General features: G+C 73.4%; 21 protein-coding genes. 12 read left to right on the top strand and 9 right to left on the bottom strand.

The window, feature by feature from the left end; all coding sequences use genetic code 11:
• The first annotated feature begins 57 nt into the window (after nucleotides 1-57).
• The 4 genes from ACGF1Z_RS16470 (at nucleotide 58) to hutH (ending at nucleotide 4,812) form a co-directional block, all read left to right on the top strand.
• Nucleotides 58-852, top strand: a complete 795-nt coding sequence (locus ACGF1Z_RS16470) for an enoyl-CoA hydratase/isomerase family protein (protein WP_393004447.1) — start codon at nucleotides 58-60, stop codon at nucleotides 850-852.
• A gap of 97 nt (nucleotides 853-949) precedes the next feature.
• Nucleotides 950-2,065 carry a diguanylate cyclase domain-containing protein gene (locus ACGF1Z_RS16465; protein WP_393004445.1) on the top strand — a complete coding sequence of 372 codons (1,116 nt, stop codon included), beginning with the start codon at nucleotides 950-952 and terminating at the stop codon, nucleotides 2,063-2,065.
• Between the two features lie 267 nt (nucleotides 2,066-2,332).
• Entirely contained in the window at nucleotides 2,333-3,229 is an 897-nt protein-coding gene (locus tag ACGF1Z_RS16460) for an NmrA family NAD(P)-binding protein (protein ID WP_393004443.1), read from the top strand.
• 41 nt (nucleotides 3,230-3,270) lie between these two features.
• Nucleotides 3,271-4,812, top strand: a complete 1,542-nt coding sequence (gene hutH, locus ACGF1Z_RS16455; RefSeq protein WP_393005620.1) for a histidine ammonia-lyase — start codon at nucleotides 3,271-3,273, stop codon at nucleotides 4,810-4,812.
• A gap of 64 nt (nucleotides 4,813-4,876) precedes the next feature.
• Here the strand turns inward: hutH and ACGF1Z_RS16450 are convergent, their stop codons facing one another.
• Nucleotides 4,877-5,146, bottom strand: a complete 270-nt coding sequence (locus ACGF1Z_RS16450) for a hypothetical protein (RefSeq protein WP_393004441.1) — start codon at nucleotides 5,144-5,146, stop codon at nucleotides 4,877-4,879.
• A 263-nt stretch (nucleotides 5,147-5,409) separates the two neighbouring features.
• Between ACGF1Z_RS16450 and ACGF1Z_RS16445 the strand changes: the two genes are divergently transcribed.
• Nucleotides 5,410-5,754, top strand: coding sequence for a hypothetical protein (locus ACGF1Z_RS16445; RefSeq protein WP_393004439.1), 345 nt, complete (start codon nucleotides 5,410-5,412; stop codon nucleotides 5,752-5,754).
• A gap of 196 nt (nucleotides 5,755-5,950) precedes the next feature.
• Complete coding sequence (locus ACGF1Z_RS16440; RefSeq protein ID WP_393004437.1) at nucleotides 5,951-7,213, top strand: Ig-like domain-containing protein; 1,263 nt, start codon at nucleotides 5,951-5,953, stop codon at nucleotides 7,211-7,213.
• Between the two features lie 204 nt (nucleotides 7,214-7,417).
• On the opposite strand, the gene ACGF1Z_RS16435 is transcribed toward ACGF1Z_RS16440, so the two are convergent.
• Complete coding sequence (locus tag ACGF1Z_RS16435) at nucleotides 7,418-8,284, bottom strand: helix-turn-helix transcriptional regulator (RefSeq protein ID WP_393004435.1); 867 nt, start codon at nucleotides 8,282-8,284, stop codon at nucleotides 7,418-7,420.
• A 129-nt stretch (nucleotides 8,285-8,413) separates the two neighbouring features.
• Here ACGF1Z_RS16435 and ACGF1Z_RS16430 point away from each other — a divergent pair, with 129 nt between their 5' ends.
• Nucleotides 8,414-9,457, top strand: a complete 1,044-nt coding sequence (locus ACGF1Z_RS16430) for an NAD(P)-dependent alcohol dehydrogenase (RefSeq protein ID WP_393004433.1) — start codon at nucleotides 8,414-8,416, stop codon at nucleotides 9,455-9,457.
• A gap of 100 nt (nucleotides 9,458-9,557) precedes the next feature.
• The gene (locus ACGF1Z_RS16425; RefSeq protein ID WP_393004431.1) at nucleotides 9,558-9,905 is read left to right on the top strand and encodes a DUF1330 domain-containing protein; all 348 of its coding nucleotides are present in this window, start codon (nucleotides 9,558-9,560) and stop codon (nucleotides 9,903-9,905) included.
• Nucleotides 9,906-9,983: 78 nt separating this feature from the next.
• Here the strand turns inward: ACGF1Z_RS16425 and ACGF1Z_RS16420 are convergent, their stop codons facing one another.
• From ACGF1Z_RS16420 to ACGF1Z_RS16410, 3 genes are all read right to left on the bottom strand, one after another.
• The gene (locus ACGF1Z_RS16420) at nucleotides 9,984-10,925 is read right to left on the bottom strand and encodes an RNA polymerase sigma-70 factor (RefSeq protein ID WP_393004429.1); all 942 of its coding nucleotides are present in this window, start codon (nucleotides 10,923-10,925) and stop codon (nucleotides 9,984-9,986) included.
• A gap of 243 nt (nucleotides 10,926-11,168) precedes the next feature.
• On the bottom strand, nucleotides 11,169-11,828 hold the full coding sequence (gene msrA / locus ACGF1Z_RS16415; protein WP_393004427.1) for a peptide-methionine (S)-S-oxide reductase MsrA: 660 nt from the start codon (nucleotides 11,826-11,828) through the stop codon (nucleotides 11,169-11,171).
• A 61-nt stretch (nucleotides 11,829-11,889) separates the two neighbouring features.
• A complete protein-coding gene (locus ACGF1Z_RS16410; protein ID WP_393004425.1) occupies nucleotides 11,890-12,996 on the bottom strand; it encodes a hypothetical protein in 1,107 nt (368 codons plus the stop codon).
• 83 nt (nucleotides 12,997-13,079) lie between these two features.
• Between ACGF1Z_RS16410 and ACGF1Z_RS16405 the strand changes: the two genes are divergently transcribed.
• Nucleotides 13,080-14,234 carry a cystathionine gamma-synthase gene (locus tag ACGF1Z_RS16405; RefSeq protein ID WP_393004423.1) on the top strand — a complete coding sequence of 385 codons (1,155 nt, stop codon included), beginning with the start codon at nucleotides 13,080-13,082 and terminating at the stop codon, nucleotides 14,232-14,234.
• An 82-nt stretch (nucleotides 14,235-14,316) separates the two neighbouring features.
• On the opposite strand, the gene ACGF1Z_RS16400 is transcribed toward ACGF1Z_RS16405, so the two are convergent.
• The 3 genes from ACGF1Z_RS16400 to ACGF1Z_RS16390 are packed head-to-tail and all read right to left on the bottom strand — an operon-like array spanning nucleotide 14,317 to nucleotide 15,581.
• Nucleotides 14,317-14,568 carry a hypothetical protein gene (locus ACGF1Z_RS16400; RefSeq protein WP_393004421.1) on the bottom strand — a complete coding sequence of 84 codons (252 nt, stop codon included), beginning with the start codon at nucleotides 14,566-14,568 and terminating at the stop codon, nucleotides 14,317-14,319.
• Entirely contained in the window at nucleotides 14,565-15,011 is a 447-nt protein-coding gene (locus tag ACGF1Z_RS16395; protein WP_393004419.1) for a sigma factor-like helix-turn-helix DNA-binding protein, read from the bottom strand. Before ACGF1Z_RS16395 ends, ACGF1Z_RS16400 begins: the two co-directional genes overlap by 4 nt.
• A gap of 57 nt (nucleotides 15,012-15,068) precedes the next feature.
• Nucleotides 15,069-15,581 carry a MarR family winged helix-turn-helix transcriptional regulator gene (locus ACGF1Z_RS16390; RefSeq protein ID WP_393004417.1) on the bottom strand — a complete coding sequence of 171 codons (513 nt, stop codon included), beginning with the start codon at nucleotides 15,579-15,581 and terminating at the stop codon, nucleotides 15,069-15,071.
• Between the two features lie 180 nt (nucleotides 15,582-15,761).
• Between ACGF1Z_RS16390 and ilvA the strand changes: the two genes are divergently transcribed.
• From ilvA to ACGF1Z_RS16375, 3 genes are all read left to right on the top strand, one after another.
• Entirely contained in the window at nucleotides 15,762-16,997 is a 1,236-nt protein-coding gene (gene ilvA, locus ACGF1Z_RS16385; RefSeq protein WP_393004415.1) for a threonine ammonia-lyase, read from the top strand.
• Nucleotides 16,998-17,152: 155 nt separating this feature from the next.
• Nucleotides 17,153-18,229 carry an ATP-binding cassette domain-containing protein gene (locus ACGF1Z_RS16380; protein ID WP_393004413.1) on the top strand — a complete coding sequence of 359 codons (1,077 nt, stop codon included), beginning with the start codon at nucleotides 17,153-17,155 and terminating at the stop codon, nucleotides 18,227-18,229.
• Nucleotides 18,226-19,083 (top strand): ABC transporter permease, encoded by an 858-nt coding sequence (locus tag ACGF1Z_RS16375; RefSeq protein WP_393004411.1) that lies wholly within the window; start codon nucleotides 18,226-18,228, stop codon nucleotides 19,081-19,083. Before ACGF1Z_RS16380 ends, ACGF1Z_RS16375 begins: the two co-directional genes overlap by 4 nt.
• Nucleotides 19,084-19,099: 16 nt before the next feature.
• Here the strand turns inward: ACGF1Z_RS16375 and ACGF1Z_RS16370 are convergent, their stop codons facing one another.
• Entirely contained in the window at nucleotides 19,100-21,433 is a 2,334-nt protein-coding gene (locus ACGF1Z_RS16370; protein WP_393004409.1) for a protein kinase, read from the bottom strand.
• Nucleotides 21,434-21,436: the final 3 nt, after the last annotated feature.

The raw sequence follows: 21,436 nt of genomic DNA, 5'->3' as shown, positions 1-21,436 counted from the left end.
CTCCGGTGAACAGCCGTTAACACCCGTTAACAGGCGTCGACCGGGAGGGCCCTCAGCATGTCCGAGCAGCGTTTTGGTGAGTTCGTGGTGGTCCGCAAGGAGGGGGCGGGGCATGTCGCCGAGCTGGTCCTCGACCGGCCCAAGGCGATGAACGCGGTCTCCTCGGAGATGGCCCGTTCCCTCGGCGCCGCCTGCGACGCGCTCGCCGCCGACCCCTCCGTGCGGGTCACGGTGCTGACCTCCTCCCACGACCGCGCCTTCTGCGTCGGCGCGGACCTCAAGGAGCGCAACTCCTTCACCGACGCCGAGCTGGTCCGGCAGCGCCCGGTCGCCCGCGCCGCGTACACCGGCGTCCTGGAGCTGCCCATGCCGACCGTCGCCGCGGTGCACGGCTTCGCTCTCGGCGGCGGCTTCGAGCTGGCCCTGGCCTGCGACGTCATCGTGGCCGACGCGACCGCCGTGGTCGGGCTGCCGGAGGTCTCCGTGGGCGTGATCCCCGGCGGCGGCGGTACGCAGCTGCTGCCGCGCCGCGTGGGCGCCGCGCGGGCCGCCGAGCTGGTCTTCACGGCCCGCCGGGTGGAGGCCGCCGAGGCCCGCGAGCTCGGCCTGGTCGACCTCCTGGCGGACGACGCCCGGACGGGCGCCCTGGAGCTGGCCGGCCGGATCGCCGTCAACTCGCCGGTCGGCCTGCGCGCCGCCAAGAAGGCCATGCGGCTCGGCCAGGGCCTGGACCTGAGGGCGGGTCTGGAGGTGGAGGACGCGGCCTGGCGTTCGGTGGCCTTCTCGGGCGACCGCGCGGAGGGTGTGGCGGCGTTCAACGAGAAGCGGAAGCCGGAGTGGCCGGGGGAGTGACGGAACGCCGCGCCCGAATGATCCGGATTCTCACTATATGTAACTTTCCGTGACGTCCCGAAAGGGAAAACTGATCAAACCTCCCTAAGCTGGAGGAATGGGTGAGGACGTGCGGTTGCGGGCCGTGGTGGCGCTGGCGCAGGGGATGGCGGCGGCGCACACCCCGCGCGAGTTCTGGCGGGCCGCGGCGCTGGGGGCCTGTGAGGCGCTCGGCGGCAGCTTCGCGGCACTCTCCGTCTGGCAGCGGGACCACGGCCGGCTCAAGGTCCTGGTGAACGCCGGGCAGCGGGCGGCGGGGGAGGAGGAGTTCCCGGACTCGGAGACCTACCCGGTCCATCAGTTCCCCGAGATCACCGAGTTCCTGCACGAGCAGTGGGCGGGCGGGGGCGAGCCCGACGCATGGGTGGAGACCGCCGACGACCGGGTCCCGACCGGGCGTGTCACCGGTCTGCGGCGGCGCGGCCGCGGCTGCTGCGTGGTCGCGCCGATCGTGCTGCACGGGCGGGCCTGGGGCGAGCTCTACGTCGCCAGGCCCGCCGGGGCGGCACCGTTCGGCCGGGCCGACTCCGACTTCGCCACCGTGCTCGCGGCGGTCGTCGCGGCGGGCATCGCCCAGGCCGAGCGCCTGGAGGAGGTCCGCAAGCTCGCCTTCACCGACCCGCTCACCGGCCTCGCCAACCGCCGCGCCGTCGACACCCGGCTCGACCAGGCGATCGAGCGCTACCGGGTCGACGGCTCCGTGGTGAGCCTGATGGTGTGCGACCTGAACGGCCTGAAGCGGGTCAACGACACCCACGGCCACGCGGTCGGTGACCGTTTGCTGGAACGGTTCGGCTCCGTACTGTCACGATGCGGCGCGATGCTGCCGGGCGCCCTCGCGGCCCGGCTCGGCGGTGACGAGTTCTGTCTGCTCTCGGTCGGCCCCACCTCCGACGAGGTGGTGGCGGTCGCCGAGGAGCTGTGCGTACGGGCCGCGGAGCTGGAGCTCGGCGAGGGCGTCGCCTGCGGGGTCGCCTCGACCGGCGACCCGATCGGCCCGCTGAAGTCCGCCCGCCGCCTCTTCCGGCTCGCCGACGCCGCTCAGTACCAGGCCAAGGCCGCCCGCTCGGCCAAACCCGTGGTGGCGGGCCGGGACGGCGCGGTCATCCGCCTCGCCGACGCCCCTCCCGGCGCCCGCGACCGCCGTCGCTTCCGGGACGCGCCGCCGGTGTGAGGTCCCACGGGGGGATGCCCGTGATCCCGGGGCGGCGGCGCGGGGCGGGTCCGGCGACGGGGTGCGGGTGCGGCGGTCGGCGCCGTGCGGGTCCGGCGGCGGGGCCCCGCGGCTGAGCGGGGCCGGATGAACGGGCGGGCGCGCGCCGCCCGCCCCGTTCGCGCCCTCCCGAACATTTCTCTGCGTGGCGCAGAAGAATGCGCTATTGTCTGCGTGGCGCAAAGATTGCGTCACGCAGGCATCATCTCGCCCCTCTCAGGAGTTTCCATGCTCACCGTCGCCGTCACCGGAGCCACCGGCGCCCAGGGTGGAGCCACCGCCCGCGCGCTGCTCGCCGCCGGTCACCACGTCCGCGCCCTCACCCGCGACCCCGGCGCGCCCGCCGGCCGGGCGCTGGCCGCACTCGGCGCCGACGTGCGCCGGGCCGACTTCGACGACCGCGGCTCGCTCGACGCCGCCCTCGCCGGAGCCGACGCGCTCTTCGCCGTGACCACCCCCTTCGGCACCGACACCGCCACCGAGGTCCGCCAGGGCAGGGCCCTCGTCGACGCCGCCGTGGCCGCCCGCACCGGGCACGTCGTGCTCACCTCGGCCGCCCACGCCGACCGCGGCACCGGGGTGCCGCACTACGACAGCAAGTGGGCCGTCGAGCGGCACCTGTACGCGTCCGGGCTCGACTGGACCGTCATCGGCCCCGCCGCCTTCATGGACAACTACGCCGCCGGCTGGACCCTCGACGGCCTGCGCGAGGGCTCCTTCGCCTGGCCCATGGCGGGCGACGCGCCGCTCACCCTCGTCCCCGCCGCCGACATCGGCGCCTTCGCCGCACTCGCCCTGCGGCGACGCGCGGACTTCGCCGGCCTCCGGGTCGACATCGCCTCCGACGAGCGCACGCCCGCCGAGACGGCCGCCGTCCTCGCGGCCGCAGCCGGGCGCCCCGTCGTCCACGTCGAGGTGCCGCTCGACCAGGTGCGCCGGCGCTCCGCCGACCTCGCCGCGATGTTCGCGTACTTCGCCGACCGCGGTCTCGGCGTCGACGTCGCCGGCCTGCGCCGCGCGTATCCCGAGGTCGGCTGGCACTCCCTCGCCGACTGGGCCGCCGCCCAGGACTGGGCCGGGCTGCTCGCGCAGACTGAGAAGGAGAGCCTCACTCCGGCCACCTAGTGACATGACGCTCTTCAATCCGTAGGGTGCTGAATATGGATATGCAGACTGTCGTCCTTGGGACGTCCGGCACCACCCCGCAGGACGTCATCGACGTCGCCCGCCACGGCGCGCGCGTCGAGCTGTCATCCGAGGCCGTCCAGGCGCTGGCGGCCGCCCGCGCCACCGTGGACGCGCTCGCCGCCAAGCCGGAGCCCGTCTACGGCGTCTCCACCGGCTTCGGTGCGCTCGCCACCCGGCACATCGGCCACGAGCTGCGCACCCAGCTCCAGCGCAACATCGTGCGCTCGCACGCCGCCGGCATGGGCCCGAGCGTCGAGCGCGAGGTCGTGCGCGCGCTGATGTTCCTGCGGCTCAAGACCGTGTGCTCCGGCCGTACCGGCGTCCGCCCCGAGGTCGCCCAGACCATGGCCGACCTGCTCAACGCCGGGATCACCCCCGTCGTCCACGAGTACGGCTCGCTCGGCTGCTCCGGCGACCTCGCTCCGCTCTCCCACTGCGCCCTGGCGCTCATGGGCGAGGGCGACGCCGAGGGCCCCGACGGCCAGGTCCGGCCGGCCGGCGAACTGCTCGCCGCCGCCGGCATCGAGCCCGTCGAGCTCCGCGAGAAGGAGGGCCTCGCCCTCCTCAACGGCACCGACGGCATGCTCGGCATGCTGATCATGGCGCTCGCCGACCTCGACAACCTCTACAAGTCGGCCGACGTCACCGCCGCGCTCTCCCTCGAAGCCCTCCTCGGCACCGAGAAGGTCCTGGAGCCCGAGCTGCACGCCATCCGCCCGCACCCGGGCCAGGCCGCGTCCGCCGCCAACATGCTGGCCGTCCTCAAGGGTTCCGAGCTCACCGGCCACTTCCAGAGCGGCGAGGCACCCCGCGTCCAGGACGCCTACTCGGTGCGCTGCGCCCCGCAGGTCGCCGGCGCGGGCCGCGACACCATGGCCCACGCCCGGACCGTCGCCGAGCGCGAGCTCGCCGCCGCCGTCGACAACCCGGTCGTCCTCGCCGACGGCACGGTCCGCTCCAACGGCAACTTCCACGGCGCCCCGGTCGCGTACGTCCTCGACTTCCTCGCGATCGCCGCCGCCGACCTCGGCTCCATCGCCGAGCGCCGCACCGACCGGCTCCTCGACAAGAACCGTTCGCACGGCCTCCCGCCGTTCCTCGCCGACGACGCCGGCGTCGACTCCGGCCTGATGATCGCCCAGTACACGCAGGCCGCCCTGGTCAGCGAGATGAAGCGGCTGGCCGTCCCGGCCTCCGCCGACTCCATCCCGTCCTCGGCCATGCAGGAGGACCACGTCTCCATGGGCTGGTCCGCGGCCCGCAAGCTGCGCACCGCCATCGACAACCTCAACCGGATCCTCGCCGTCGAGCTCTACGCCGCCACCCGCGGCATCGAACTCCGCCACGGCCTGAGCCCGGCGCCCGCCTCCGCCGCCGCCATCGCGGCGCTGCGCGCCGCCGGCGTCGAGGGTCCCGGGCCGGATCGTTTCCTCGCCCCCGACCTGGCCGCCGCCGACGCCTTCGTGCGCGCGGGCAAGCTGGTCGCGGCCGTCGAGCCGGTCACCGGCCCGCTGGCGTAACCCCGGCACCGCGAAGGGCCGCTCCCGGACTCCGGGGGCGGCCCTTCGCGTACGTCCGCGGCCGTCAGGAGGCCCGGCCCCCGCGGCGCATCGCCAGGGTCACGAAACCCGCGCCGACCCCGAGGAACAGCGTCCCGCCGAGCAGGTACGGCGTGGTGTCGACACCGCCGGTCTCCGCGAGCCGTCCGTCGTCCTGGGGCTCCGTCAGAATCGACGGCGATCGATCCGCTCTGCCCTGCTCGCCGGTGGCGTTCGCGGACGGCACGAACCACAGCGCGAGAAGCAGGGTCCCCGCGGTGGTGGCGGTGAGCAGCGGGCGTCGGGCGACGGACACGTGTTTCTGATCCCCCTTGCGGAAACCGCGAATTGGTAGGTGGGCAGATGCTATTGGCTTCTTCGCCGTCGTGCGAACGAGGGGGGCGCACGATGCGCGCCGGGAGGTCCTCCGCCGCGCCGTCGCCGCCCGCCCGGAGGTCTTCGCAGGTCCCGCGCGGGACCTTGCCCCGGCGCGGGACGGCAGGGGCGTCCGCGGGACGCGTCCGGGAAAGCCGAGGGTCGTGGGAAAGCCGGGGCCTCCGGGCGCTCTACGCTCCGCCCATGAGCACATCCGAGACATCACGCTATGTACGCCTTCGGGTCGATCTGGTCCTGGAGGTCGACGGGCCCGCCCCGCTCGCCGAGGCCGCCGTCGGCCGGATCGACGCCGACGAGTTCATGCCGGAGGAGGAGCGGGTGCACGCCCGCGCCGCCGTCGCCGAGGACAGCGCGGAGGCCCTGGCGTACCTCGTCGAGCCCTTCGACCTGGTCACCACCGTCCCCGGCGTCGAGATGGTGCAGGCCTCCTGGAGCACCGAGGAGATCGAGTACGACCCCGATGCGGGGGAGTGGGACCTCGAGGACGAAGATGGTGTGCGGGAAGACGACGAGGTAGAGCGCGCCTGAGCCCCACGAGCCCTCACGGGGAGGGCCCCGGGACCGTGTCGTCCCGGGGCCCTCTCCCGTTTGAGGGGAAGGACCCGGGAACCGGAAGTTCCGCCGGTGCGTGTCGATCAGTGGTGTTCCCCACATACCCCCCGGTTACGGAACCGGACGGGTTCTGATGAGTGTTTCAGTGGGAAGTGGCAGGTAATCGGCGACGATGGAGAAGCGTGTGATGACGTACGGCAAGCGTCGTAAGGGCCTGGCGGCGGCGGCCGCGGTGCTCGGCGGCGTGCTGGTGCTCTCGGCCTGCAACGACAGCGACAAGGGCGGCTCCGCCGACGCTTCGCAGCAGTCGCAGGACCAGGTCGACGAGGCAGCCGCGCAGAAGACCTCCAAGGCGCAGATCACGATCTCGCCGAAGAACGGCTCCCAGAACGCGTCGATCAACGACGGCGCGAAGGTCACCGTCACCGAGGGCAAGCTCACCGAGGTCAGCATGACCTCCGCCGAGGGTGAGGCCGTCAAGGGCGAGATATCGGCGGACGGCCTGAGCTGGAAGCCGGGCGGCCCGCTCCAGCGCGGCACGGTCTACAAGATCGCCGCGACCGCCAAGGACGCCGCGGGCCTGGAGGCGCACGAGAACTCCTCCTTCACCACCGTCTCGAAGGCCAACAGCTTCATCGGCAACTTCACGCCGGAGGACGGCTCCACGGTCGGCGTCGGCATGCCCGTCTCGGTCACCTTCAACAAGTCGATCACCGACAAGAAGGCCGTCCAGAGCGGCATCTCGGTCACCTCCAGCTCCGGCCAGGAGGTCGTGGGCCACTGGTTCAACACCCAGCGGCTCGACTTCCGTCCCGAGAAGTACTGGACCGAGGGCTCGACGGTCACCCTGAAGCTGAACCTCGACGGGGTCGAGGGCGCCAACGGCGTCTTCGGCGTCCAGAAGAAGACGGTCACCTTCAAGATCGGCCGCAACCAGGTCTCCGTCGTCGACGCGTCCACCAAGATCATGACGGTCAAGCAGGACGGCCGCACGATCAAGACCATCCCGATCTCGGCGGGCTCCCCGGACAACACCACCTACAACGGTGAGATGGTGATCTCCGAGAAGTTCAAGGAGACCCGGATGAACGGCGCCACCGTCGGCTTCACCGACTCCGACGGCAAGGGCGAGTACGACATCAAGGACGTGCCGCACGCGATGCGCCTGTCCACGTCGGGCACCTTCATCCACGGCAACTACTGGGGCTCGCGCTCCATCTTCGGCAACGTCAACACCAGCCACGGCTGTGTGGGCCTCGCCGACGTCAAGGGCGCCGGCGACCCGAACCAGCAGGCCGCGTGGTTCTACGACCACTCGATCATCGGTGACGTCGTCATCGTCAAGAACTCCAAGGACAAGACGATCGCTCCGGACAACGGCCTCAACGGCTGGAACATGAGCTGGTCGGAGTGGAAGGCCGGCTCCGCCGTCTGACCGGTCCGCACGCGGACGAACGGCCCCCACGCCCCGAGGCGTGGGGGCGGTTCGCGTCGGGGCCGCGCCGGCTGCCGGGCCGCTCCCGTGGGCGCCCCGGGACCGCCGCGAAGGGCCCGTACGCCGGCGGGGCTCTGCCCGTACCCCGGCGGGGCTACTTCCGCGCCCGTACGCCCGCGGGGCTCTGCCCGTGCGCCCGCGGGGCTACTTCCGCGCGTCCGCGGGCTCGTCCACGCCCCACTGCGCGAGCAGCCGCAGGGCGTCCGCCGCCGGCGAGTCCGGCTCCGCGTGGTAGGTCACGAGCATCAGGTCCGGGTCGTCGCCGGGCACCTTGAAGGACTCGTACGCCAGCGTCATCTCACCCACCAGCGGGTGCCGCATCCGCTTCGTGCCGTGGCCCTTGTCGGTCACCGTGTGCGCCGCCCACAGCGAGCGGAACTCCTCGCTCCTGACCGACAGTTCGCCCACCAGGGACAGCAGCTCCTGGTCGTCCGGATACATGCCGGCGTACAGCCGCAGCACGCTCACGACCTCGGTCGCCTTGCACTCCCAGTCGACGTACAGATCACGCGCGTTCGGGTCGAGGAAGACCATCCGCGCCATGTTCCGCTCCCGCGGCTCCCAGGCGGCGAAGTCGCCGAGCAGGGCGCGTGCCATCCGGTTCCAGGCCAGGATGTCGCCGCGCCGCCCCAGCACGAAGGCCGGCACCCCCTCCATGGAGTCGAGGAGGTGCACGAGGCCGGGCCGCACCTTCTGCGGGCGGGAGATCGCCGCCCGCTGCCGCTTCTTCACGGTCGGCTTCGCCAGGTGCGTCAGATGCGCCCGCTCGGTGTCGCTGAGCCGCAGCGCCCGCGCGATCGAGTCCAGGACCTCCGTGGAGACGTTCTTGCCGTTGCCCTGTTCGAGCCGCGTGTAGTACGCCACGGACACCCCGGCCAGCTGCGCGAGCTCCTCACGGCGCAGCCCCGGCACCCGGCGGTGCCGCCCGAACTCGGGCAGGCCCACGTCCTGCGGCTTCAGGCGGGCCCGCCGGGTCCGCAGGAATTCGCTGAGTTCAGCACTGAGGTCCATACCTCCCCAGTATTCCCGGTCCGGCGCGGTGGCGGACGTGCGTTCCTGACCCTGCCAGTGGTAGGCACACCGGTCGTAGGCAGAACAGTGGGCTGGGTGGCAGCGGCTCCCTCCGGCAGGCTGGGAGCCATGACCACGACCGTTTCCGCCATCGCCGCACCCGCCCCCGACGCGCCGCTGGCGCGGACCACGATCCCGCGCCGGGCCGTCGGCGAGCACGACGTCCTCATCGAGATCAAGTACGCCGGCATCTGCCACTCCGACATCCACCAGGCCCACAACGGCTGGGGCGAGGGCATCTTCCCCATGGTCCCCGGCCACGAGATCGCCGGAATCGTCACCGAGGTCGGCCCCGGCGTCACGAAGCACCGGGTCGGCGACCGCGTCGGCGTCGGCTGCTTCGTCGACTCCTGCCGCGAGTGCGACTACTGCCGGCAGGGCCTGGAGCAGTACTGCGTCACCGGCGGCACCGCCACGTACAACTCCCTCGACAAGAACGGGGAGCCGACCTACGGCGGCTACTCCACGCACATCGTCGTCGACGAGAACTACACCCTGCGCATCCCCGAGGGCATCCCGCTCGACGCCGCCGCCCCGCTGCTGTGCGCCGGCATCACCCTCTACTCGCCGCTCGCCCACTGGCAGGCCGGTCCGGGCAAGAAGGTCGCGATCGTCGGCCTCGGCGGCCTCGGCCACATGGGCGTCAAGATCGCCCACGCGCTCGGCGCCGAGGTGACCGTCCTCAGCCAGTCCCTGAAGAAGCAGGAGGACGCCCTCAGGCTGGGCGCCGACCACTACCACGCCACCAGCGACCCGGAGACCTTCGCGGCCCTCCGCGGCAGCTTCGACCTGGTGATCTCCACGGTCTCCGCCCCGCTGGACTTCGACGCCTACCTGAGCCTGGTGCGGACCGACGGCGCGCTGGTGAACGTCGGAGCCCCGGAGGAGCCGGTCAAGGTCGGCCTGTTCTCCCTCATCGGCGGCCGCAAGACGCTGGCCGGCTCGATGATCGGCGGCATCAAGGAGACCCAGGACATGCTGGACTTCTGCGCCGCGCACGGCCTGGGCGCCGAGATCGAGCTGATCACCGCCGACCAGGTCAACGAGGCCTACGCGCGGGTCGAGGCGTCCGACGTGCGCTACCGCTTCGTGATCGACGCGTCGACGATCTGACCGCGGCCGCGCCGCCGACGCCGGCGGCGAAGGCCCGGCCGGCCGGGGCATGACGTGCGGGGTAATCGACCCGTGCGGCATGCCCCGGCACGCTGTTCCCATGACCGCATACGCCATCGGAAACCTGCACCCGAAGCCCGTGCTCGACGAGGAGGTCTTCGTCTACATGGAGCGCATCCAAGGCACCCTCGACCCCTTCGGCGGCCGCTTCCTGGTCCACGGCGCCCCCGCCCGCGAGGTCCGCGAGGGCACATGGCCCGGCGCCGTCGTCGTCATCGGCTTCCCGAGCCTGGAGGACGCCCGCGCCTGGTACGACTCCGAGGCCTACCGGGCCCTGATCCCGCTGCGCACGCGGCACATGGACGGCGACGTCCTGCTGATCGACGGCGTCCCCGAGGGATACGAGGCGGCCGCCACCGCGGCGGCCCTGCGCGAGGCCGGGAGGTGACCCGTCCGTGCGGGGACGGGCGTGCCCGGCCGGGAACGACGTGCCCGGCCGGGAGGTGACGCCCCGTCGGCCGTCCGGTCAGCCGCGCGCCGCCCGGCGCGCCCGCTTCACCTCTTCGGCGATCGCCCAGCCGTCCCCCACCGGCCCCAGGTGCCCGAGCTTCTCCGGGTTGACCACGCTGTGGACCGACCGCACGTGCCCGTCGGCCATGTCGAGCGTCCAGGTGGTGAGCACCCGGCCGTCGCGGTCACGGAAGACGGCGCCCGGACCGCCGTTCACCTCGCGGGTCTCCAGGGTCACCGCGACGCTGTCGAGCACGGCGAAGTAGGAGGCCAGCAGGCGGGACACGGGGTCGGCGCCGACGACGACGCGGGCCAGCTGCGGGGCCTTGCCGCCGCCGTCCCCGACCAGCTGGGCGTCGGCGGACAACAGGGCGCGCAGTTCCCCGACCTCACCCTCCCGCAGCGCCTGGAAGAAGCGGGCCGCGAGCTCCTCCCGCTCCTCGCGGCCGGCCTCGTAGCGGGGGCGGCCCTCCTGCATGTGCTTGCGCGCCCGGACGGCGAGCTGGCGGCAGGCCGCCTCCGAACGCCCGACCGCCTCGGCGACGTCGGGGAAGCCGAACGCGAACACCTCGCGCAGCACGAACACGGCGCGCTCCAGCGGGCTGAGGCGTTCGAGCAGCAGCAGGGCGGCCGTCGAGACCGAGTCCGCCAGCTCCGCCGCGCGCTCCGGGTCCTCGTACGGATCGGAGAGCAGCGGCTCGGGCAGCCACTGCCCGACGTACTCCTCGCGCCGCACCCGCGCCGAGCGCAGCACGTCGATGGAGATCCGGGTGACGGTGGTCGAGAGGAAGGCCTTCGGGGACACCGGGCGGGTCGCGGAGGCCGCATAGCGCAGCCAGGTCTCCTGGACCGCGTCCTCGGCCTCCCCGACACTGCCGAGGATCCGGTACGCGATCGAGAACAGCAGCGGCCGCAGCTCCTGGAACTCCTCTGTCCTGTCCGTGTCGATCGCGCTCACGCCGGCTCCCCTCGCCTCGCTGCCTCCGGGCCGGTCGGTGCCTCCGCCGGCCCCTTCCCCGTGGCCTCGGTCCGGAACGGCCGGGCCCCTCCGGCACCATGATCACAGCCCGCCCGCCTCCGGGCAGCCGAATCGGGTCCGAGGGCGGGCGACCGGGCGACGGCCCGCCGGCCCCGCGTGTGTGGCGAGCGGGTCCCCACCCCGAGCGGGCCCCGGTACCGGCCGGGCGGGGCCGGCCGTGCCCTACTCCGCCTTCGCCACACCGATCGGGCACGAGACGCCCGTGCCGCCGATGCCGCAGTAGCCCGCCGGGTTCTTGTCCAGGTACTGCTGGTGGTAGCCCTCGGCCGGGTAGAAGACGCGCTCCTCGGCCGGGAGGATCTCGGTGGTGATCGTGCCGTAGCCCGAGCCGGTGAGGACCCGCTGGTAGGCCTCGCGGGAGGACTCGGCGGTGGCGGCCTGCTCGGGGGAGTGGGTGTACACGGCCGACCGGTACTGGGTGCCGACGTCGTTGCCCTGGCGGAAGCCCTGGGTGGGGTCGTGGGACTCCCAGAAGAGCTTCAGCAGACGCTCGTACGACACCTTCGACGGGTCGAAGACCACGCGGACGACCTCCGTGTGGCCGGTGAGGCCCGAGCAGACCTCCTCGTAGTGCGGATTCCGCGTGAAACCGCCCTGGTAGCCGACGAGGGTCGTGTACACGCCCTCGGTCTGCCAGAACTTGCGCTCGGCGCCCCAGAAACAGCCCAGGGCGAAGTCCGCGACCTCCAGGCCCTCCGGGTACGGACCGAGCAGCGGGGTGCCGAGGACCGTGTGGCGCTCGGGAACCGCGAACTCGGGCTCGGGGCGCCCGCGCAGGGCCTGGTCGGGAGTGGGGAGGACGGGGGTGCGGGACAGGAACATGCGGCATCTCTCCTCGACGGTCGGCTCTCGGCACAACGCTCCCCGCTCCCCGGGGATTCCCCTACCGCGGCAGCGTCGCCGGGCTGCCGCCGGCCGACTCGTAGCCGGCCACCGCGATGTTCCGGCACGCCGTGTACGCGGCCGCCGGATCCGCGTCCAGCGTCCACGGCAGCGCGCCCACGTAGCCGTCCACGCGGACGAGCAGCGCCATCGCCTCGCCCCAGCGCTCCGCCCCGATCAGGAAGGACACCAGCAGATGGCGCACGTGCGCGAGCATCGGGTCGTCGGGCCGCGCCGAGTGCACCGCGTACAGGGCGCCCGACACGGCCTTGGTGACGACGGCCGTGCGGTGGAAGTCCACGCCGACGACGATCTCCGGGCGGTTCTCGAAGACCGCGAACAGTGGCAGCGCGGCCAGCAGCGAACCGCGCGGGGCGCGGGCCGCGGCCGTCGTCGCGAAGTGGTCGGCCTCCTCGCGCGAGCCGTGCCACTTCCCGCACCAGTAGTGCAGGGCGGCCAGGTGCGCCCCCATGTGCGTCGGCGCCCGGTCGATGACCTTCGCCCACAGCAGGTCGAACTCCTCGTGCGGGACACCGAGTCCCCGCGCCACGGCCAGCTCGGAGATGTACGGCACCGGGTCGCCCGGCGCGAGGAGGGCCGCCTCCCGGCACGCCTTGCGCGCCTCCTCCAGGATGACCCGGAAGTCGTCGCTCCCGGCCGTCGAGGACCGCCACGCCTGCTGCACCAGGAACTCCGCGTACACCTGTGCGCCGCCCGCGTCCTTCGGCGCCTCGTCCCTCCACGCGCGCAGCCACGCGCCGCCCACGCCCGGCCGCTCGGCCAGCTCCAGGGACGCGGCGCCCGCGAAGGCCTGGACCCGCTGCCAGCGGGTCTCGCCCTCCGCGGCGGTGCCCTTCAGCAGTTGCGAGGCGGCCCGCCAGTCCTGGGTCGCCTGCACGACGTCGAGCACGTCGAGCAGATCCCGGTCCGGCCCCGGCAGCCGTACGTCCTGCTCCTCCTGGCGCAGGAATCCGTACGCCTCGGGGTCCGCCGCGTCGGGGGCGCCGGGGGCCACCTGCCGGATGCCGCCGCCGCGCCGGCGGAACACGAAGGGGCCCAGGACGCCGACGATCAGCCCGAGCGCGATCAGGAACCAGAGAATCTCCATGTGTCCATTGTCCAGGACACCGGCGCACACCTGCTGAGACGTGGGGCGGCGACCGGGCCCCCACGGGACTACGCTCCTGCCTCATGAGCGACCAGCACACCCACCAGAGCTTCGAGACCCGCGCCATCCACGCGGGCAACACCGCAGACCCGCTGACCGGCGCGGTCGTCCCGCCCATCTACCAGGTGTCCACCTACAAGCAGGACGGTGTGGGCGGGCTGCGCGGCGGCTACGAGTACAGCCGCAGCGCCAACCCCACGAGGACCGCGCTGGAGGAGAACCTCGCGGCCCTGGAGGGCGGCCGCCGCGGCCTCGCCTTCGCCTCCGGCCTCGCCGCCGAGGACTGCCTGCTGCGCACCCTCCTGGTCCCCGGCGACCACGTCGTCATCCCCAACGACGCCTACGGCGGCACCTTCCGCCTCTTCGCGAAGGTCGTCCAGCGCTGGGGCGTGGACTTCTCCGTCGCGGACACGTCCGACATCGAGTCGGTGCGCGGCGCGATCAACGACCGCACCAAGCTCATCTGGGTCGAGACCCCGTCGAACCCGCTGCTCGGCATCACCGACATCGAGGCCGTCGCGGGCGTCGCCCGCCAGGCCGGCGTGAAGCTGGTCGTCGACAACACCTTCGCCTCGCCCTACCTCCAGCAGCCGCTGTCGCTCGGCGCGGACGTCGTCGTGCACTCGCTCACCAAGTACATGGGCGGCCACTCCGACGTCGTCGGCGGCGCCCTGGTGACCGCCGACGCCGAGCTCGGTGAGGAACTGGCCTACCACCAGAACGCGATGGGCGCCGTCGCCGGCCCCTTCGACTCCTGGATCGTGCTGCGCGGCATCAAGACGCTCGCCGTCCGCATGGACCGGCACAGCGAGAACGCCGGCAAGATCGTCGAGATGCTGACCCAGCACCCGAAGGTCACCCAGGTCCTCTACCCGGGCCTGCCGGAGCACCCGGGCCACGAGATCGCGGCCAAGCAGATGCGTGCCTTCGGCGGCATGATCTCGTTCCGCGTGCAGGGCGGCGAGGAGGCGGCCGTCGAGGTCTGCAACCGCGCGCGGCTCTTCACCCTGGGCGAGTCCCTGGGCGGCGTCGAGTCGCTGATCGAGCACCCGGGCCGGATGACGCACGCGAGCGTCGCGGGCTCCGCCCTGGAGGTCCCGGCCGACCTGGTCCGGCTCTCCGTCGGCATCGAGAACGTCGACGACCTCCTCGCCGACCTGCGCGAGGCGCTGGGCTAGCGGGCCCGCGTGGCCGGGTCCCCCTCCCGGGGACCCGGTCCCCCCGGCCGCCGGGCTATGCCGGGCCTCCGCGGGCCCGGCCTCACCAGCCTTCGAGGGGCGGTGTCGTGCCCGCGGGCGGGACCTCCCAGGGCCGTACGACGGACGCCCAGACGACGAAGGCGGCGACCGCGAGGGCGAGCAGCGCCCAGCCGATCCGCCGCACCACCCGGTCCCGGTGCAGCAGCCGGGTGCCGCGGGCGACGGCCCGTGCGGCGAGGTCGCCGGGGACGTGCGGGCGGGCGGTGTCCATCATCCGGCGGACCTCGTCCTCCTTGTGCTCGTGGCGGTTCACGAGGCCGCTCGCAGGGCGCTCACGGAACGGGCGCAGACGGCCCGGATCCGCTCCTCCGGCAGGCCGAGCAGGGCTCCGGCCTGCTCCTCGGCCACTCCCTCGTGGAGCCGGAGCACGACGACGAGCCGTTCCTGCGGGGTGAGGGCGGAGAGGACGCCCCCGCGGCCGCGGTGGTAGCGCCAGGCGGTGCGGGCGAAGCGGGTGGCGAGGTCGGCGCGGGTCACCTCGTACGGGTCCTCGCCGCGCAGCCGGTCCCAGTGGGCGTAGGTGTGGGCGAGGGCGGCCGTCAGCAGGGCCTGGGCGAGCGGGTTGCGGTGCGTGGGCTCGGTGGTGAGCAGGGTCGCCGCATGCAGCAGCCGGCCCGACGCCCCGGCCGCGAACGCGTGGAACTCCCGGGTGCGAGCGTGGTTCTCGCCAGGGTGGCCATGATTCGACTCGCGCACCTCCTCATATGAGGACAGTGCGCGCCGCCGGTCAAGACCCGTGCCGGAGACCCCGGGTCACGACTTGGACGCGGACTCGTCCGGGACCACGGGAAGCCCCGACTGGCGTGCCGACAGGGCGGAGTTGAAGCGGGTGAGCAGGGTGCAGAAGGACTCGCGCTCGGCGGGCGTCCAGCCGTCGGTGACCTCCGCCATCAGCTGCCGGCGCGAGGCGCGGACCTCCTCCAGGCGGGCCTGGCCGCGCGGGGAGAGCTGGAGCACGACGGCCCGGCCGTCCTCGGGGTGCGAGGTGCGCTTGACCAGGCCGGTGTCGACGAGCGGGGCGACCTGGCGGGTGACCGTGGAGGAGTCGATGCCCATGCCGGCGGCGAGCGCCTTCACGCCCATCGGGCCTTCCTGGTCCAGCCGGTTGAGCAGCAGGTACGCGGCGCGGTCCATCGAGTTGCGGAGCTGCCCGGTGCCGCCGAGCCGGGTCTGCTCGGCCCGTCTCGCGAAGACGGCCACCTGGTGCTGGAGGGCGTCGAGGAGTCCGGGGTCAAGCTCAGTCGTCATGTCCTGAGATGTGGGCATGGCTGTGGTGGCTCTCTCGTGCGGTGGGCAATCGGTGGGGGACAGAGTACGCGGACCCGCCCGGGTGCGTACCGGCGCTGCGCGAACCCGGTACGAACCCGGCGGCGGCGGCCGCGCGGGCCGGGCCGCGCACCGCGCCTCCGGCGGCCGCGGCCCTTGTGAGCTGCAAGACTTGAGGTCATGAGCTTCCGTATGCCAGACCCCTTGCACCGCCTCATGCTCGACGACGTGCGCGGGGCGCAGAAGATGCTCGCGGGGGTGGCCCGGATGACGCCGATGGAGGGCAGCCGGCACCTGTCCTCGCTGGTGGGGGCCCCGGTGCACCTCAAGTGCGAGAACCTGCAGCGGACCGGCTCGTTCAAGCTGCGCGGCGCGTACGTGCGGATCGCCGGGCTGCGGCCCGAGCAGCGCGCGGCCGGGGTGGTCGCGGCGTCGGCCGGCAACCACGCGCAGGGCGTGGCGCTGGCCTCGGCCCTGCTCGGGGTGCACGCGACGGTCTTCATGCCGGTGGGCGCCCCGCTGCCGAAGGTCGCGGCGACCCGCGAGTACGGGGCGGAGGTGCGGCTGCACGGGCACGTCGTGGACGAGACCCTCGCGGCGGCCGAGGAGTACGCGCGGGAGACCGGCGCGGTGTTCATCCACCCCTTCGACCACCTGGACATCATCGCCGGGCAGGGCACCGTCGGCCTGGAGGTCCTGGAGCAGTGCCCGGAGGTGCGCACGGTCCTGGTGGGCGTCGGCGGCGGCGGCCTGCTCGCGGGGATCGGGCTCGCGGTGAAGTCGGTGCGGCCCGACGTGCGGGTGATCGGCGTGCAGGCGGAGGGCGCGGCCGCGTATCCGCCCTCGCTGGCGGCGGGGCATCCGGTGGCGATCGACTCGCCGGTGACGATGGCGGACGGGATCAAGGTGGGGCGGCCGGGCGACGTGCCGTTCGGGATCGTCCGGGAGTACGTGGACGAGGTCCGCACCGTCTCGGAGGACGCGCTGTCCTCGGCGCTGCTGCTCTGCCTGGAGCGGGCGAAGCTGGTGGTGGAGCCGGCCGGCGCGAGCCCCGTCGCCGCGCTGCTCTCGGACCCGGAGGCGTTCCGGGGCCGGGGGCCGGTGGTCGCGGTGCTGTCCGGGGGGAATGTCGACCCGCTCCTGATGCAGCGGGTCCTGCGGCACGGCATGGCGGCCGCCGGGCGCTATCTGAGCCTGCGGCTGAAGGTCACGGACCGGCCGGGCACGCTCGCGACCCTGCTCGCGGTGCTGACCGTGGTCGACGCGAACGTGCTCGACGTGAGCCACGTGCGGACCGACCCGCGGCTGGGCCTGACGGAGGCGGAGGTCGAACTGCACCTGGAGACGAAGGGCCCGGAGCACTGCGAGGAGGTCGCCGAGGCGCTGCGGGACGCGGGGTACACGGTGCTGGGCTGAAAGCCGGCGGTGCGGTTCGGCTCGAATCGATTGCCTGTCGCGATGTATCGCGTTAGCGTGTGGGCGTCGTCACAGAACGCCGGGCGAGGTGGGCCCGGCGTCTCTAGACTTGTGTGAATTGTCAGGAAACGCCCGAACCTGCTGGGAGAACCCACATGCCAGGCGCGATCCACGCCGAAGGTCTGGTGAAGACCTTCGGCGACGTACGAGCTCTGGACGGCGTGGACCTCGACGTCCCCGAGGGCACCGTCCTCGGCCTCCTCGGTCCGAACGGCGCGGGGAAGACCACCGCCGTCCGCGTGCTCACCACCCTCCTCACCCCCGACAGCGGCCGCGCCACAGTGGCGGGGGTGGACGTGCTCGCGCACCCCGACGAGGTGCGCCGGTCCATCGGTCTGTCCGGCCAGTTCGCCGCCGTCGACGAGTATCTGACCGGCCGCGAGAACCTGCAGATGGTCGGCCGGCTCTATCAGATGGACTCCCGCACCGCGAAGGCCCGGGCGGGCGAGCTCCTGGAGCGGTTCGGTCTGGCCGACGCCGCCGACCGCACCGCCAAGACCTACTCCGGCGGCATGCGCCGCCGCCTCGACCTCGCCGCGGCCCTCGTGGTCTCGCCGCCCGTCATGTTCATGGACGAGCCGACCACCGGCCTCGACCCCCGCAACCGCCAGGCCCTGTGGGAGGTCATCCAGGAACTCGTCGCGGGCGGCACCACCCTCCTCCTCACCACCCAGTACCTGGAGGAGGCCGACCACCTGGCGGACGACATCTGCGTCGTCGACCACGGCAAGGTCATCGCCCGCGGCACCTCCGACGAGCTCAAGGCCCAGACCGGCGGCGAGCGCGTCGAAGTCGTCGTCCACGCACGCGAGATGATCCCGCCCGCCCGCGAGGTCCTGCACCGCTACGGAATGCCGGGCCAGGGCGACATCACCGTCGAGCACCACACCCGCAAGCTGACCGTCCCGGTCACCGGAGGCGCCAAGCTCCTCGCCGAGGTCATCCGCGACCTGGACGCCGTGGGCGTCGAGATCGACGACATCGGCCTGCGCCGCCCGACCCTCGACGACGTCTTCCTCTCGCTCACGGGCCACACGGCCGAGCGGGCGGAGGAGGAGAACGGCGAGGGCGCGCAGGGCCCGCGGGGCCGGCGCGCCGGGGCGCAGAAGCAGGAGACGCCGGATCCGGCGCGGACCGAGGAGCAGGACCAGGCCAAGGAGGCGGCGAAGTGACCACCCTGACCGACGCCGTCCCCCGGCCCAGGAGACGCGGCGCCGTCGCCCAGTCGATCAGCGACTCGCTGGTCGTCACCAAGCGCAATCTCATCCGGATGACCCGCATCCCGGAGATGGTCATCTTCGGGCTCATCCAGCCGGTGATGTTCGTGATCCTCTTCACGTACGTCTTCGGCGGCTCCATGCAGATCGGCGACTCCACCGACCCGGACGTCTACAAGAACTTCCTGATGGCCGGCATCTTCGCCCAGACGGTCACCTTCGCCACGGCCGGCGCGGGCGCGGGCATCGCCGACGACATGCACAAGGGCCTCATCGACCGCTTCCGCTCCCTCCCGATGGCCCGCGGCGCGGTCCTGACCGGGCGCACGCTCGCCGACCTCGTGCAGACCGCGCTGACGCTCACCGTCCTCGCGCTCGTCGCGCTGCTCGTCGGCTGGCGTCCCGGCTACGCGGCGCCGACCAACTTCGCGAAGATCATGGCCGGCTTCGGCCTGCTGCTCCTCCTCGGCTACGCCTTCACCTGGATCGGCGCGCTCATCGGACTGTCCGTACGCACTCCGGAGGCCGCCACCTCGGGCGGGCTGATCTGGCTGTTCCCGGTCACGTTCATCTCGAACGCGTTCGTGGACTCCAGCAACCTGCCCGGCTGGCTCCAGCCCATCGCCGAGTGGAACCCGTTCAGCGCCACCGTGCAGGCCTGCCGCAAACTCTTCGGCGACCCCGGCCTGTCCCCGTCCGACGCCTGGCCGATGCAGTATCCGGTGTGGGCGTCGCTGATCTACTCGGTCCTGATCGTCGTCATCTTCCGGACGCTGTCGGTGCGCAAGTACCGCCGGGCCGCCGGATGACGCGGGGGAGGCCCGGTCAGGGCGTGTAGCCCGAGATGACCAGGCCGTCGGCGCCGGCGAGGAACACCGCCCCGCCGGCGGCCACCACCCCCGACACGTTCGGGTCGCCCTCGACCGCGTCGAGCTGTTGACGGAGCTCGTCCGGCACGGCGAACGTCCGCTCGCGGCCCGAGGAGGCCTGCGCGGGGTCGTCGACGTCCGTCGCGGTGACGCTCGTCCCCGACCCCGTCAGCACCTGGTCCCCGGCGAACGCCACCCAGCTCCCGCCCCCGGGCCGGCTCCACCGCTCGGCGCCGCTGTCCAGGTCGTAGGTGACCAGCCTCCTCCCGTCGGTGACGGCGACCACCCCCCGGGCGTCGACCGCCGGCGCGCCGGTCAGCTCCACCCCCTCGGCGATCGTCCGCTTCCGCCGCAGCGTGCCGCGGTCCAGCACGTCGATGCCGTCGGACCGGCCGGCCGGGCACAGCACGCCGCCCTTGGCGACGACGAGCGTGAAACAGCTGTTCAGACCGGTGGCGCGGGCGGTCTCCCGGCCGGTCCGGGCGTCCAGCGCCATGACGGTGCCGTTCCCCGGGACGTACACCCGCCCGCCCGAGGCGACCGGCGACTCGGGGAACACCCCGATCCGCGTCCGCCACAGCTCCTTCGCCGTGCCACCGGAGAGCCGCACCGCCGTCACCAGACCGCCCGGCGTCTCCATGCCGGTCATGTCCACATAGGTCGTGTAGAGCACGTCGCCGAGCAGATCGGTGCCCTTCACCACGTACGGCGCGCCCGGCGCGGGCAGTCGTCCCGCCTCCGAGCCGTCGGCCGACCGGTAGGCGACCAGCCCGTCGTGCCGGGTGATCCACACCCGGTCGCCGACGACGGCCGGATACTGCGGCGAGACCGGCTGGGACGGGTCCCCCTGGGCCGGCTCGGACCACGCCTTCCCGCCGTCGGAGGCGCGCAGCGCCGCCACCCCGCCGCCGGAGCCGGTGCACACGATCACCTGCGGGGCGAGCGCGCAGGGCCCACCGGTGGCCTCGACCTTCACGGCCCACGGGGACCAGCCCGCCGGGCGGGCCCGGCGGTCGGAGCCGTCGGCGCCGAAGTCGCGGCCGTGGCCCTCGCCGGCGTACGGATGCACGACGTGGTCCAGGGCCGCCGGCCCGCCGCCCGTCGAGGGCGTCGCCGCGCCCGTCGCACTGCCACCGCCGGCCGCGGCCCCCGCGGCGCCGCCGCCCGCCGAAGCGCCCTTGTCGTCCCTGCCGTCCAGCATCACGATCCCGGTGGCCACCAGGGCCACCGCCGCCGCGCCCGCGGCGAACACCGCCCACCGGCGCCGCGGCCGCGGCCGCTGGGCGGGAGCCGTCGTCCGTGGCCGGGACACCATCGCGGTGGGGGAGTAGGGCACCTCCGGCGCCAGCGTCGGCAGATCCGCCACGCCCGCCCCCGACGCGGCCGCCTCCCCGATCTCCCGCGCCGCGTCCCCGTACCCCGCGAGCAGGGACAGCACGCCGGCCGGCCACGGGAAGGCCGCCTCCGTGCCGCCCCCGAGCAGTTCCACCAGCTCCGCCGCCGTCGGCCGCTCCGCCGGGTCGAGGTGCAGGCAGCGCGCGACGACCGGGCGCAACTCCTCCGGAACACCGCCGAGTTCGGCCTCCGCCCGGCTGATGCGGAAGAACACCGCCGCCATCTCGTCGTCCTGGAAGGGCCCCTGCCCGCAGGCGGCGAACGCGAGCACCGCGCCGAGGCAGAAGACGTCGGACGCGGGCACGACGGCCCGGCTGCCGATCAGATGCTCGGGCGACATGAAGCCGGGCGAGCCCACCACCAGCCCCGTCGAGGTCAGTGCCGTCGCCTCGAAGGCCTGCGCGATGCCGAAGTCGATCAGCTTGGGGCCGCTCGCGCCCAGCAGCACGTTCGCCGGCTTCAGGTCCCGGTGCAGCACCTGCGCCGCGTGCACCGCCTGCAGCGCCCGTGCCAGCGTTGCCCCGAGAGCACGCACCGCCGCCACCGGCAGCGCCCCGGCCCGGACGACCGCCTCCGCGAGCGACGGCCCCGGCACGTACTCGGTCGCCAGCCAGGGGGACACCGCGTCGGCGTCCGCGTCGACGAGCTGCGCCGCGTACGCGCTGCGGACCGCCCGGGCCGCCGTGATCTCGCGCCGGAAGCGGGTGCGGAAGTCCTCGTCGACCTCCAGGTCCTCCCGTACGGTCTTCACGGCGACCATCAGGTACGGGTCGGCGGTCGGCGCGTCCGCGCGGCAGGCCAGATGGACCTCGCCCATGCCGCCCGCGCCGAGCCGGGCGAGCAGCCGGTAGGGGCCGACGAGCCGCGGCGGCCCGGGAGGCAGTGCTTCCAGCACCGA

Origin of the sequence: Streptomyces sp. NPDC048018, assembly GCF_043202995.1 — a bacterium.
Classification (GTDB): domain Bacteria; phylum Actinomycetota; class Actinomycetes; order Streptomycetales; family Streptomycetaceae; genus Streptomyces.
This window is presented reverse-complemented; position numbering and strand designations above follow the sequence as displayed.

Excerpts from the sequence above, each read along its gene's own strand:
- ACGF1Z_RS16470 (WP_393004447.1), top strand. The coding sequence starts at position 58 with ATGTCCGAGCAGCGTTTTGGTGAGTTCGTGGTGGTCCGCAAGGAGGGG.
- ACGF1Z_RS16465 (WP_393004445.1), top strand. The coding sequence starts at position 950 with ATGGGTGAGGACGTGCGGTTGCGGGCCGTGGTGGCGCTGGCGCAGGGG.
- ACGF1Z_RS16460 (WP_393004443.1), top strand. The coding sequence starts at position 2,333 with ATGCTCACCGTCGCCGTCACCGGAGCCACCGGCGCCCAGGGTGGAGCC.
- hutH (WP_393005620.1), top strand. The coding sequence starts at position 3,271 with ATGCAGACTGTCGTCCTTGGGACGTCCGGCACCACCCCGCAGGACGTC.
- ACGF1Z_RS16445 (WP_393004439.1), top strand. The coding sequence starts at position 5,410 with ATGAGCACATCCGAGACATCACGCTATGTACGCCTTCGGGTCGATCTG.
- ACGF1Z_RS16440 (WP_393004437.1), top strand. The coding sequence starts at position 5,951 with ATGGAGAAGCGTGTGATGACGTACGGCAAGCGTCGTAAGGGCCTGGCG.
- ACGF1Z_RS16435 (WP_393004435.1), bottom strand. The coding sequence starts at position 8,284 with ATGGACCTCAGTGCTGAACTCAGCGAATTCCTGCGGACCCGGCGGGCC.
- ACGF1Z_RS16430 (WP_393004433.1), top strand. The coding sequence starts at position 8,414 with ATGACCACGACCGTTTCCGCCATCGCCGCACCCGCCCCCGACGCGCCG.
- ACGF1Z_RS16425 (WP_393004431.1), top strand. The coding sequence starts at position 9,558 with ATGACCGCATACGCCATCGGAAACCTGCACCCGAAGCCCGTGCTCGAC.
- msrA (WP_393004427.1), bottom strand. The coding sequence starts at position 11,828 with ATGTTCCTGTCCCGCACCCCCGTCCTCCCCACTCCCGACCAGGCCCTG.
- ACGF1Z_RS16410 (WP_393004425.1), bottom strand. The coding sequence starts at position 12,996 with ATGGAGATTCTCTGGTTCCTGATCGCGCTCGGGCTGATCGTCGGCGTC.
- ACGF1Z_RS16405 (WP_393004423.1), top strand. The coding sequence starts at position 13,080 with ATGAGCGACCAGCACACCCACCAGAGCTTCGAGACCCGCGCCATCCAC.
- ACGF1Z_RS16390 (WP_393004417.1), bottom strand. The coding sequence starts at position 15,581 with ATGCCCACATCTCAGGACATGACGACTGAGCTTGACCCCGGACTCCTC.
- ilvA (WP_393004415.1), top strand. The coding sequence starts at position 15,762 with ATGAGCTTCCGTATGCCAGACCCCTTGCACCGCCTCATGCTCGACGAC.
- ACGF1Z_RS16380 (WP_393004413.1), top strand. The coding sequence starts at position 17,153 with ATGCCAGGCGCGATCCACGCCGAAGGTCTGGTGAAGACCTTCGGCGAC.